This is a genomic window from Pedobacter punctiformis, from assembly GCF_027213715.1.
In the GTDB taxonomy this organism is placed as follows: Bacteria; Bacteroidota; Bacteroidia; order Sphingobacteriales; family Sphingobacteriaceae; genus Pedobacter; species Pedobacter punctiformis.
Genome location: NZ_JAPWGM010000001.1, coordinates 755,031 through 767,778 on the forward strand (window position 1 = coordinate 755,031; position 12,748 = coordinate 767,778).

Below are 12,748 nucleotides of genomic sequence, written 5' to 3' on the forward strand. Positions count from 1 at the left end.
TAATCATAACAAGCGGCTTTGCAACTTCAAAGTGAAATTAGTATAATTTGGTTGGACATTACTAAAAAGTAAAACCAAATCAACAGGTTACCTATTTGGTGTATTGTCGATAAATGGCCTATTGGTAGCTGTTGTAGAAGTTACCGTCATATCACCTCTAATACTAAACGTATAAGTATTTGCTTTAATCACGGAAACTGCCGAAGTTCCATTTCTTGAGATTACATTAGTTGAAGAATTGGGATAACGGCAATATAATTCGTAAATACCAAATGGCACCTTTACAAAACTTGATGCTGATTTATATGCAATATTAGTAGCAACAACCGTTTCTGCTCCAGTAGTTGTATTTTTCAATACCAAATTAAAAGGGTTTGCATTTGAAATAGCATGTACAAAACGAACATAACCACCAGATGTATCAACAGGCGGAAGTACATCCTCAACAATAAAGGATTCTATTGTTTTAGCTGAGGCATTGTATATTCCTGATAGATACAAAGAATAATTTTTACCTTCCTGTACAGATGTATTCAATGTTGATATCGCCAAATTGGCATCAGTAGAAACGGTTGAAGGCCTTTGTCCTTTAAAATTATAAGTACCAGGTGCTATTACTGCATACGAATTAACGGATGGGTATACAGCACCGTAGGCAACACCTGTAGTGCTACTTTCCGATCCGGTAGCAGATAGTGCCGCAGAAACTTTTGTATCGTTGGCATAAAAATTAACTATAGGCGCATTTACTCCAAAATTGAAGAATTTTAATTGGGCACCACTAACGGGTACATCAATAATTTGGACAGCATTCTTTTCACATGAATACAACAGCATGGATAGCAAGAATGCAAATACCGGAATTATAATATATTTATTTTTCATGTTATTTCGAATTAGGGTAAAGTGATCCAAGTTTCTTTGGTATGGTAATCAGTAGCCAAGCCACCTATTTTATCAAGTTCAGCTCTATTCCAAACGTATTCAGAATTATATCTTGGTCTAATTCTATAAACGAACTTGCCTCCATTGTCTTGGTAAAGATTTGTTGGTACTGTAAACCCAGCAAAAACTTGTTTATCAACAACAGGATCTTTATCGGTATAATGGTATCTTCTTAAATCTGTCCATTGTTCTAAATGGCCCCATCCCCATTGTGCAATATATTTTTGACACATAATTTGAGATAAAGTTAATGCAGCAGCGCTAGTTGGAACCACAGAAGGCAATGCCAGATATGCTGATTTTTCAGCTGCACTAATTTGTGTTGGCGATTGACCGTCATCTGTATTTCTCGCATTAACAAAATCGATATGAGCAGAAATCCCCTTCGTGTATGCATCTAGCGCAGTCGCTTTATCACCTTTTTTATAAGCTGCCTCGGCCTTAATAAACTGTAGCTGGGCATAAGTCATAGCAGGCAATTTACTTTTTCTTCCAAAAATATATCTGGATGGTGTAGAAATTGATGCATTTGCTAATGCCAAAGAGCTATATCCCCAAAAATTATTTGGCTGTTGAGCGGCAGTTAACGCTCCGATACCGAAAGTTGGCTCCAAGCCACGGTATACACCATCGGGCGCCGGAGATAACATACGTGTTAATCTCGGATCCTGAGTTCCGGTAAAAACAGTTCCATCCAACATACTCAAAATAAATCTTGTCTGTCTGTAACTTGTTAAGTTATCACGAGCGGCAGCATAGAAATTGATGTCGTCATTTGCAGTTCCTGTATAAGCCAATAAAGCATCATCTGCGTTGCTGGTAAATGATGCGTCAACAAGGGCAATTACATCGTCAGGTTTATAATTGGGTTTATTAGAGTAATGATTCAAAATCATCGCTTTTAAGCCATTAGCAAATTTAATCCATTTATTAACATCTCCTTTATAAATGATGTCAGTTTTACCTAAAATAGTTGCATTAACCCCACCATCAGTACGTTTTAAGTTGGCAATTGCCGCATCTAAAAGCCTTAATGATTCTTCATACGCGTACTGTTGAGTATCGTATGCGAATGTTGTTTTAGCAGGATTTATAGCCTCTTTAACTATAATTTCACCATGTAAATCAGTTGAAGTAATCCATCCCCATGCTTTTAAAATTTGCCCTACACCTAACAAGTCCCATCTTTGTTCTTGTTCGGCTCTAGTATTCATATCAACCAGGTTTTGACCAAAGTCGAAATAAGTCATTCTAAATACTTGACCACCATTGTCCGAACTCGGATCATAACCTTGTCTATCCCAAGTACTGTTTGTTGATGTTAAAGTCCAGTTTTGAGTATATCTACCAACGAACCTTGCATCATAAGTTGGCGCGGTAATCATCCAATGTAACATCGGGGACAAATATAAATTTGCTTCAACCCGCTCAGGGTTATTTGGATTTGTGTTGACATCCAGAAATTTTTTACAGCTACCTAAGGAAAGTAGACTGAAAAGAATTATTATTATATATATCTTTTTCATTTTTATTTTCTTTATAAACCAATTTTAATTCCAAAGTTCAAGCCAACAGGCATTGGAAAGTTGCCATAATCTACACCTTGCGCCCCAGATCCACCAACAGCAGCTGTATTTCCGCTAACAACAGGATCCAGACCTGAATAGTTCGTGATCAGGAATAAATCTGTTCCGGTTACAAACACACTTGCACTTTTAACAAATTTTTGCCTTTTTAATAGGTTCTGCGACAAACGATATTGCAATGTAACATCTTTTAATCTGATCCAGTTGATATCTTTTTCTATAAAAAGCTCTTCACTCATCGTTGAATAAAATCCATTTTGATAGAAAGGCGTTACTGAGATGTTATTAACTGTTGGGTTTGCAGAATTTTCTTTACCATCTTGCAATACACCAGTAACTACCCTCGGTTGCAAACGATCTAACGTTTTGGTTGACAGACCGCGTTGTGTTAAGAAAGCCTGTGTTCCATTAAATACATCACCACCTTTTCTAATATCAAGTAAGAAGGAAAGAGAAAAATCTTTATATGTGAAACTATTGGTTATACCTAACTGAAAGTCAGGTTGTCTATCATAGCCACCTTCGATAAAGATTGTTGAACGTACAGGCAAACCATTTGCCGGGTTGATTAAGATATCACCGTTATTATTTCTCAAATAAAAATATCCTGTTAATGAACGAGTAGAAAAGCCTGGGGTTACACCATTTCTAACATTCCCATATAACCAGGTATCAGAAACATATGATTCAGGTAATGAGCGTGGCAATTCCAAAACTTTACCACGTGTAGCATCAAAGTTGGCTAAAATATTCCAGCTAAAACTTGGGGTTTTAACAGGCGTGCCTCTCAAACTTATTTCCCAACCTTTGTTTTGGGTTTTAGCTCCGTTTAAGTTAAATAAAACATAACCGGTAGCATAACTACCTCTAATATCATTAACAATTTGGTCACGTGTTTCTTTATTATAATAAGTAACGTCAAGACCTAATCTATCACTAAAGAAAGCCAACTCTGTACCAAACTCGTAAGAACTTGCAAATTCTGGTACCAAATCAGGATTAGGCCCTGTAAAACCATAGCCATATCCACCACCTACGGTTGTTTTACTCTCAAGAGCAGGCACATACGCATAAGGTCTTGCATCTTTACCCACATTGGCATAAGCGGCTCTTAATTTACCAGAGGTAAATATTTTACTCAAAGCTGGTTTAAATGCAGGCACGTCAGTGAAGATAAAACTGCCTGAAATTGAAGGGTAGAAGAACGAATTTGCACCTGGAGGAATAGTAGATGTCCAGTCATTACGGCCAGTAGCTGTAATGTATAAATAGTCTTTATATCCTAAAGTAGCCCTTCCAAACAAACTTACTACCCTTTGCTCAGCAATTGTTGATTTGGCATTTCTCAATGTTGCTGTAGTATTGTTAATTGAGATAAAATTAGGGTCTAAAAAGTTTTCACCATAAGAACTTTCGATGGTAGATTTTAAAGCTTTGATAGCATTACCAGCTGTAAAATCAATAGTAATATCTTTTGTTATATTTTGCTTAGTTAAGTTAACTAATGTTTGTGAGTTTACGTTTCTCGTATTATCATTGGCAATATCCAGAATACCCCCCTTTAATAAACCTCTTCTACTCTCCGGGTGGCTAACCAACATGGCATTGTTGTTATAAGCATCAATACCAAAAATAGATTTAATATTTAACCATTTAACGGGCGTAATTGTAAAAGAAGCATTTGATAAAATACGGTTGTTCTTTGTTGTATTTCTGTTTTTATTAACATTAAAATAGGGGTTTTCGATTTCAGAAGTCAAATCTGTAGCAGTAGTAAACCTTCTGCGTGCACCCGATGCTGTTAAGTAATTTTTTGCATCATCTTCCTGAGGCCATAAAAGTAAGCCAATTAATGCTCCACCATCACCTTTAAAAGCCTGGTTATTTAACGCATAAGAATAATTCATTGAAAAATCGACAGACAACCAATTATTCAATTTACCTCCAGCCGAACCGGTTAAGGTAAATCGACTATAATCTGAACCTGGCACTACCCCATTTTGATCGGTGTAAGACGTAGATACACGATAGTTTGATTCATTACGACCACCTTCTAAAGATAAATTATGTTTTTGTGTAAATGCTGTCTGGAAGAAACCATCAATATTATCATAAAACTGTGTATTTTCGGCATATCGAGGGCCAAAGTAAGTAAAAGCCGTACCAGCAGCTACCCCGCCACTTCCTAAGCCAAATTCTCTTTGTAATTCTGGCTTATAGCTTGTTTTTTCAACCCTGAAGCTATTATTGTAATTGATAATTCCTTCTCCTGCTTTACCTCTTTTTGTGGTAATCACAATAGCTCCATTTGCTGCATCAATACCATATAAGGCCGCAGCCTCTGGACCTTTTAAAACCACCAAACTTTCAATGTCTTCAGGATTAATATCCGCTGCACGGTTGGTAAAATCGACCCCCCTGTTAAATAAGCCTGTTGTAGAACTGTTATCTGAATAAAAGGCAGATGTATTTAATGTTTTATTATCTATTGGCAAACCATCTACAACAAATAGCGGTTGATTACTCCCGCTTATTGAACTTATACCACGAATAGTAATTGAAGATGAAGCACCAGGAACACCAGAAGTGCTTGTTACCTCAACACCTGCAACACGACCTTGTAAAGCATTTACAAAGTTTTCACGTTGTGTTTGAGCAATATCTGCACCTTTAACAGTCTGCTGGGCCGTACCTAACGACCTCTTTGAGGCGGTTTGCCCTAACGCTGTGACAACAACCTCATTAAGTGAATTTGTATTTTGTCTTAAAACAACATTTAATATGGTATTATTGCCGACATTTTTTTCCACAATTGCATATCCAACATACGTATAACTTAATACATCTGTTTTTAATGCTTTAATTGAATAGACTCCATCGCCATTCGTTTGTGATACCACGGTACTCCCCTTCACTCTGATGGAAACTCCGGGTACTGGTCCGTCTTCTGACGTAACCTTACCTGTAACGGTTATTTGTTGCGCAATGGCATGAGCCAGCAACAAAAACGTACCGATAAAAATTAAGAGTAGTTTTTTTTTCATAAACTGCCAATTAGGTTTTGATTAATAATAGTTTAGTTGTTTTTTGTTAGTTATTTTGTTTGTTGTTTGCCAAACACGCACAATAACGCATTCTTTTCCAATGTTTAGCTAATATCATAAATGTTTTCCAATAAAAAAACAAACAAGAAAGATTTTTCTATCTAACGCACAACACATTATTGCATAAAAACGCAAAAACACGCAAATTTTAAAAAATTAAAATCTTTTACACCTCTGCTTAAGATCAGATGTTGTATCCCTAAAAGAATGTTCTGGTTTATGACGTAATTGATCTGATTACGATAATTTAACAGAAGAATGAGGCTTTAATAAATTATAACCTGGATAAAACGAATATTTTATATTAAAAAAGTGCTTTACAGCCTCTGCAAAAATTTAAAAGGGCAACAAATTAAATTTGTTGCCCTCTCTTTCTTAAAATGCCGGATCGGCAGGAGTGTTTGTATTATTATCCCGCTCGGGAAATGGATATGGAAAAAAGTTTCTCTTGCGATCTGCTAGCGGCTGATTAAATCTTCTCATATCTTCAACTTTTAAACCTGAAGCATACAATTCAATGCAACGATGCTTATAAATTAAATCTAACAACTGTTGTTGTGTATAACTACCCGTTAACGCTGGCAAATCTGCACCCAAACCATAAATCAGGTCAGATGCTGGAGTTTTAGTAACCACCTTGTTTAACTCTGTAAGTGCATTTGGCAAATCTGGTTGTCTTGCCAAAACTTCTGCTTTTATCAAAATAATTTCACCTGGCAAATAAATAGGGAAAGGACTTGTAGTTAGTGCTGCAAAACCTTTCATTCTTAATGTTGCGGCAGGACTACCCTGCATAAATGTATAAAAAGGAATCCTTTTATCTGCTGCATCAGGAGCGTAAATACCGTTTAAACCCAAACTTGCATTTAAAGGTTGAAAAACATTATTCGAAGAAATAACGGTAAACAGCACATTTGGGGAGGTAGCATCAAATTTAAGAAAAGAGGCTTTAGTTAAATCAACAGCGTTAGCTTCAGTTAAAGCAAGCGGGTAATTACCTGAAAACAATGCATAACGAGCCTTTAATGCATGAATTGTATTTATAATATTTACATCCGAAGGTATATTACTCAAAAAGGCTGTTGATATCGGGTTTGCTGTTATTGTAGTTAATGCATTATCTAAAACTGCCAATGCTTTTGTAAATGCAGCATTTCTGGTTATAAAAGGTGCATTAGTACCAGTACCATCAGGCACTTTTTCCCAGTACTGCGCCATGTTGCCAATTGCCAGCGCCTTAAAAATACTTGAATAAGCAATTAATCCGGATGCATAACCCTTGTCTCCCAGCTTAGCCGCATTTGCAATGACTAAATCCGAATCATAAACTATTTTATTGGCACTTGTCCACAGATTCAATAAAATAGTATTCGTTCCATCCACTGCAACCCCACCCGTACTCAACTGCAGTTCGGGAACGTTACCAGCGTTTAATAGCAAGAGTTCATTCGTTATAAAACCATTTGCAGCAACAGAATTAAACATCACCCCTGTTCTGTTCAAAGAGTAAACCCGTTGCAATCCGATAGCCACAGCTGTTAATCCTTGTGAAGAACCTAATGCGACATCTGTTTTTGCTCTTGAAGGATCAAGGTATTCTTTTTTACAAGATGTCACTAATAGCATCGTTAAAAAAGCAATACCTGCTATATATGTTGAAGTTATATTTCTTAAACTTTTCATGTTATTTTCTTTATCAATTAAAATTTAACCTGTAATCCTAAGCTAAAAGTTCTTGGAATCGGAACAGAACCAAAGTCAATATTTCTAAGTAAAGTAGATTGACCGCCAGAGTTTAATTCGGGATCATATCCCTTATAATTATCCCACGAAACCAGGTTTCTACCGCTAAGTGTAACTGTCAAATCTCTGATGTATTTTACTTTACCGATATTATAACTTAACGAAACTTCTCTTAATTTAACAAAAGAACCATTATCAATTCTCCATTCTTCTATGGCATAAACACCAGCAATGTAGCCCCTTGGCAATTGACCTAAGTCTTCTGCTTCAGTAACTTTACCATTGCCAACACCTTGTCGCGTTCTCCAATCTGCATTCCAAACATCACCACCCTGTACAGCATCTAACTGAACATGAAGATTGAATTTTTTATAGGTAAAATCGTTCACAAATGAAGCCGTATAATCCGGATTCGGATTACCCAGCACTTTACGTAAAGGAGTCCCGGTTGGTAATCCGTTAGCATCCCGCTGCGGTGTATAGCTTAAGGTAGAATTCTGAGTTCCTTTTTCAATTTGAGGAATACCTGCAGCATTGGTTAATAAACTTCCATCTGGATTTCTCGCGAAAAATGTTCCGTAGAAAACACCTATTGCTTCTCCATCAATAATAGCAACGGGTGCACCAGGATTTGTAGAAAACAATCTTAAACCCCCAACGTTAAGCGCTTGATTTCTGTTTCTGTTAAATACAAATGAAGTATTCCAGGTAAAATCTTTGGCAGCAACTGGTTTCCCTGATAAAACCAGCTCAATCCCTTTATTTCTTAATGAACCAATATTATCGAGCAAACCTGAGAAACCCGTAGACGGTGCAGTAACACTGGAAATTAATAAATCGCTAACTTTTTTATTGTACCAGTTAAACTGAAGTCCTAACCTGTTTTTAAAGAAAGACATGTCTGTTCCTAATTCAAGTTCACGCTGACGTTCAGGTTTTACATTTTCATTTGCCAGAGTAGCACTCGAGAACAATGATGCTCTACCCAGAAAAGACTGTGTAGAATAAGCATTAATACGATCATAGGCACCAATTCCGGTTAAGTTACCTGATTCTCCATAAGCTGCTCTTAATTTAAAAGCATCCCACCATGATGAAACACCAAGATTTTTCCAGTAATCAGCAGATGACAAAACATAACTCACACTTCCTTTCAAATATTCCTGTGTACGATTATCCGCTCCAAATACAGAAGATTGATCTATCCTTAAAGCTCCGGTTACAAATAAATGGTCTTTATATTTAAAATTCTGCTGAATATATCCCCCACTGACAGATAGTTCTGTACGTCCATCCACACTTGGCAATTGTGTTGCAGCTGCATTTACTGTTTCAATAATTGGCGCTAATCCACGACCGTTAATTAAGCCATATCTTGTTTTCTCGTATTGAAAAGAGTAACCAACTTGTGTGGTTGATGAAATCAAATCTGATAGTTTAGCCTGGTAGGTAGCATTAAATTCATTATTGAACATAAATGCATTATTTGTTGCTGCACCAGCATATCCATTTAAAGTTCCATCCAAACCTGCTCCACCACCATAGAAATCGGGGTTAACATTGTAGGCGAAAGGCGGTATATAAGTTGTACCACTCTGACTTGCATTGTCTACTCCTACTGTAAAATCCAGCGTTAAATTTTTAACCGGAAACAATTTTAAATTGGCATTTGCAATGATCCTGTTGGTTTCTTGTTTTTGTTTAATATCTTCAATAACAGAAACTGGATTAACCCTTCCGCGTTCACCAATTGCTAAAAGATTCCCGTCAACATCTCTTGCGAAAATATCATGAAAATTGCCAATAATAGTTACAGAGTTCATGGGAGAAAAAAATGAATTTCCATCAGGTTTTTCATTAGCCGAACTGCGAATGTAATTTAGTCCTGCACTAAGCTTAGCCCATTCAGTAATTTTCTGATCCAGGTTTGCCCTAAAATTATACCTTGTAAAATCTGTTTTTTTAATAATCCCCTGATTACTGAAATAGCCCGCAGAAGTATAAAATTTAGTATTATCATTACCCCCGGCAACAGAAATCGTATTATCTGTGCCCACCCCTGTTTGAAATATATAATCCTGATAATTATATCTGGCAACAGGTGTTGTAGTGGTCAAAGTTGGTGTTAAAATATCCTGGGTTTGCGTATTTACCGAGCCACCAAACTTAATTGGCGCCTGGTTTACTTCAATTTGTTTTCTAAGCTCACTAATGGTTAAACTTGTACTTAAACTAACCTGAGGCACTCCACTTGCCCCTCTTTTTGTAAATATCTGAATTACTCCCGAATTGGCTCTTGAGCCATAAATAGCTGCGGCTGCTGCACCGTTTAAAACCTCTATCCGTTCAATATCTGCCGGGTTAATATCAACCATTCTGTTTTGACCAATTGAACCTACCACATTATTTCCATCATAATTAGTGGATGTATTGGTCACCCGGGCTGTAGAGTTATTTACAATAACCCCATCAATGATATATAACGGTTCTGAAGAAGAGTTAACAGAACTTATTCCTCTTAATCTTACAGATAATCCGCCTGCAGGATCACCAGAGTTTTGGCTAATTTGCGCCCCGGCAGTCTTACCCTGTAATGACGACAATACATTACCACTGGGCGCTTTATTTAAATCATCTCCCTTTACAGTGCTTACATAACTTCCGAGTTCTTTCCGGGTTGTTCCTTGTGATGTACCTGTTACAATTACTTCGTCCAAACCAACAGCATCGCTCCCTAAATTTTCATTCAGTTTAACTTCTGTATTGCTTCCTAGTTCAACTGTTTGTACTGATGTTTTATAACCCACAAAAGAAAACTGAACATCGTATTTACCTGGCTTTAAATCAACTACAAAATTATAACCACCGGTACCAGTGGTACTCGTAGCCAGATTTGTGTTTAAAATTTTAACCACCACTCCCGGAATTGGGTCTTTGGTAGCGGCTTCCGTTACTTTACCACTGATGGTGTAACGTTTATTTTGTGCCTTCGCTGTATCTGCAAATAGCAGCAGCAGAAACGGAGTCATCAAAATTAAGAGTAGCTTTTTTTTCATAAACTGCCTGTTAGATTTGGTTAAAATGTTAGTTGTATTTATACGGTTAGCTATAATATTAAAAACGCATAATCACGCATTTATATTAACATTAAGCTAATATCCTAAATGTTTTCCAATAAAAACCAAATATATAACAGATTTATTTCCGGCTGACAATATATTATTGCACAAAACCGCAAAAACACGCAAAATTTAAAAATTTTAAAAAATCTTTTATACATTCGTTTAAATGCAATAGCGCTATGCTCAAAAAAGAAAGGCATGATTTCATCATGCGTCAGATTAATTTACATAATCGGGTACTTACCTCTGATTTGGTTCAGTTATTAAATGTCTCTGAAGATACGATCAGAAGAGATTTACAAGAATTGGTTGATCAGGGCCGACTTTTTAAAGTACACGGAGGTGCTTTATCTAAATCTTATCACTCTTCTTTTGACGATAGTACCGTATACGCCAGGGATAGTAAAATTATTATAGCCAAAAAGGCCACCAAACTGATTAAAGATGGAATGGTGGTATTAACAGGTGGAGGAACAACTATCCTGGAATTTGTAAAACAGCTTCCTGAGAGTTTACAGGCCACATTTTTTACAATTAGCCCGTTGGTTGCTGTTGAACTTGCCAAATACAATAATGTGGAGGTTATCCTAATCGGAGGCTTGTTTTCCAAAAACTCACAAATTACTTATGGCGGCCATGTAATAATGCAATTATCTGAAATAAAGGCAGATTTATGTTTAATGGGTACCAGCGCCATTGATGCCATAGAGGGTTTAACGGATACCGACTGGGAAATTAATCAGTTAAAAAAAGCAATGCTTGCAGCATCCAAAAAATCGGCTGTTTTATGCATTTCTGAAAAATTAGACATTGCATTACGACTAAAGGTTTGCCCTATTGAGCATATAAATTATCTGGTTACCGAATTGGACAAAGGCGATCAGCTATTAAAATCTTATAGCCTTAAAGAATTGCAGATCCTTTAATCACTATTCTGGCAAACTAATTTTACCCATACAAACAGAGGGGATTCCTTTTCGGTCTCCAAAATTTATGGGGCTACCACATAATGTTTCATTAGCCAAAACGGTAAATAAAACAGCTTCTTTTGCATCGGGATTAATATTCAAACTGTTTGTATCTAAAAATTCCGAATGGGACAATCTCACTTTTAGTATATCAACAAGTAAGGGATTGTGCATTCCGCCACCACTCATATAAATTTTAAGTGCGGGTTCATTGCCGAAACAAACTTTAATTTGATTGGCAATAGTTTCAGCAGAAAAATGGCATAAAGTTGCCATCACATCTTCCTGTTTTATGTTTACTGTCGACGATTTTTGTTGTGCTTTACTTAAATAATCAAGGTTAAATAATTCGGGGCCAGTAGTTTTTGGCACATCAAGATCAAAAAAATCGTCATTAAGCAGTGCAGCTAAAAGATCTTCATTTAAAGTTCCTGACAAGGCTATTTCTGCATTTTTATCATAAAAAAGATTATAATATTTTTGAGCGTATTGATCCATGAGCGTATTTCCCGGGCCAACATCTGTCGAAAAAATTTCACTGGCTTTTAAATTACCTGGTAAATAGGTAAAATTTGCAATCCCACCGATATTAAGCATAATCCGATCCTCACCACTTTTAGAAAACATCAAATAATCGCCATAAACGGCTAAGGGAGCCCCATCACCGCCCGCAGCAATGTGTTTCTGTCTAAAATCAGAAAGGGTTATAATTCCGGTTTTTACTGCAATATGATCTCCATCTCCAATTTGCAAAGTCCCGGTTGGGTACGCTTCCATTTTATGCAAAGATTTCGGCGCATGGAAAATCGTTTGTCCATGACTGGCGATGAAATCAATTTCAGTATTCTCATATCCCCATTCTTTCAAAGCTTCGTTGATGAGTTCAGCATGTGTAATGGCCACTAATTCATTCATCAGGCAAACCAGTTGCAAATCAACCTCTTTTTTAGAAAAAATAGCCTTAACCTTTGCCCTGAAATCATCGGTATAATCTCCGGTTTTAAATTTTAACACTTTAATATCCGTGTTAGCGCCGCTGTTTTTTACAGAGCAAAGGGCAATATCCAAACCATCCATTGAAGTGCCAGACATCAAACCAATGATCAGGCGTTCTGCTTTATTTGCTTTTAAATAAAGATTTTGTAGCTGAGTGTTCATCTTGTTAAATTTTTTTCAAATAATCAAACGTTTGTTTGTCAAGATAAAACGTTTTTTATCTAATTCTTGCAATAAAAGTAAAAAAACCTTTACTAAAAACGGTTCATAACTACTATATTTAC

7 protein-coding genes are annotated in these 12,748 nt (G+C 36.5%); 1 reads left to right on the forward strand and 6 read right to left on the reverse strand.

Annotated elements, in window-relative coordinates:
- Positions 1-87: 87 nt before the first annotated feature.
- The 5 genes from O0955_RS03430 to O0955_RS03450 form a co-directional block, all read right to left on the reverse strand.
- Positions 88-885, reverse strand: coding sequence for a DUF4397 domain-containing protein (locus O0955_RS03430; protein WP_269426120.1), 798 nt, complete (start codon positions 883-885; stop codon positions 88-90).
- Between the two features lie 11 nt (positions 886-896).
- Positions 897-2,471, reverse strand: a complete 1,575-nt coding sequence (locus tag O0955_RS03435; RefSeq protein WP_269426121.1) for a SusD/RagB family nutrient-binding outer membrane lipoprotein — start codon at positions 2,469-2,471, stop codon at positions 897-899.
- A gap of 11 nt (positions 2,472-2,482) precedes the next feature.
- A complete protein-coding gene (locus O0955_RS03440; protein WP_269426122.1) occupies positions 2,483-5,575 on the reverse strand; it encodes a SusC/RagA family TonB-linked outer membrane protein in 3,093 nt (1,030 codons plus the stop codon).
- Positions 5,576-6,010: 435 nt separating this feature from the next.
- Positions 6,011-7,318, reverse strand: coding sequence for a RagB/SusD family nutrient uptake outer membrane protein (locus O0955_RS03445; RefSeq protein WP_269426123.1), 1,308 nt, complete (start codon positions 7,316-7,318; stop codon positions 6,011-6,013).
- 17 nt (positions 7,319-7,335) lie between these two features.
- Positions 7,336-10,434 (reverse strand): SusC/RagA family TonB-linked outer membrane protein, encoded by a 3,099-nt coding sequence (locus O0955_RS03450; RefSeq protein WP_269426124.1) that lies wholly within the window; start codon positions 10,432-10,434, stop codon positions 7,336-7,338.
- Between the two features lie 245 nt (positions 10,435-10,679).
- On the opposite strand from O0955_RS03450, the gene O0955_RS03455 reads away from it, so the two are divergent.
- Positions 10,680-11,426 carry a DeoR/GlpR family DNA-binding transcription regulator gene (locus O0955_RS03455; RefSeq protein WP_269426125.1) on the forward strand — a complete coding sequence of 249 codons (747 nt, stop codon included), beginning with the start codon at positions 10,680-10,682 and terminating at the stop codon, positions 11,424-11,426.
- Between the two features lie 3 nt (positions 11,427-11,429).
- Here the strand turns inward: O0955_RS03455 and O0955_RS03460 are convergent, their stop codons facing one another.
- On the reverse strand, positions 11,430-12,626 hold the full coding sequence (locus O0955_RS03460; RefSeq protein ID WP_269426126.1) for an anhydro-N-acetylmuramic acid kinase: 1,197 nt from the start codon (positions 12,624-12,626) through the stop codon (positions 11,430-11,432).
- Positions 12,627-12,748: the final 122 nt, after the last annotated feature.

Excerpts from the sequence above, each read along its gene's own strand:
- O0955_RS03430 (WP_269426120.1), bottom strand. The coding sequence starts at position 885 with ATGAAAAATAAATATATTATAATTCCGGTATTTGCATTCTTGCTATCC.
- O0955_RS03435 (WP_269426121.1), bottom strand. The coding sequence starts at position 2,471 with ATGAAAAAGATATATATAATAATAATTCTTTTCAGTCTACTTTCCTTA.
- O0955_RS03440 (WP_269426122.1), bottom strand. The coding sequence starts at position 5,575 with ATGAAAAAAAAACTACTCTTAATTTTTATCGGTACGTTTTTGTTGCTG.
- O0955_RS03445 (WP_269426123.1), bottom strand. The coding sequence starts at position 7,318 with ATGAAAAGTTTAAGAAATATAACTTCAACATATATAGCAGGTATTGCT.
- O0955_RS03450 (WP_269426124.1), bottom strand. The coding sequence starts at position 10,434 with ATGAAAAAAAAGCTACTCTTAATTTTGATGACTCCGTTTCTGCTGCTG.
- O0955_RS03455 (WP_269426125.1), top strand. The coding sequence starts at position 10,680 with ATGCTCAAAAAAGAAAGGCATGATTTCATCATGCGTCAGATTAATTTA.
- O0955_RS03460 (WP_269426126.1), bottom strand. The coding sequence starts at position 12,626 with ATGAACACTCAGCTACAAAATCTTTATTTAAAAGCAAATAAAGCAGAA.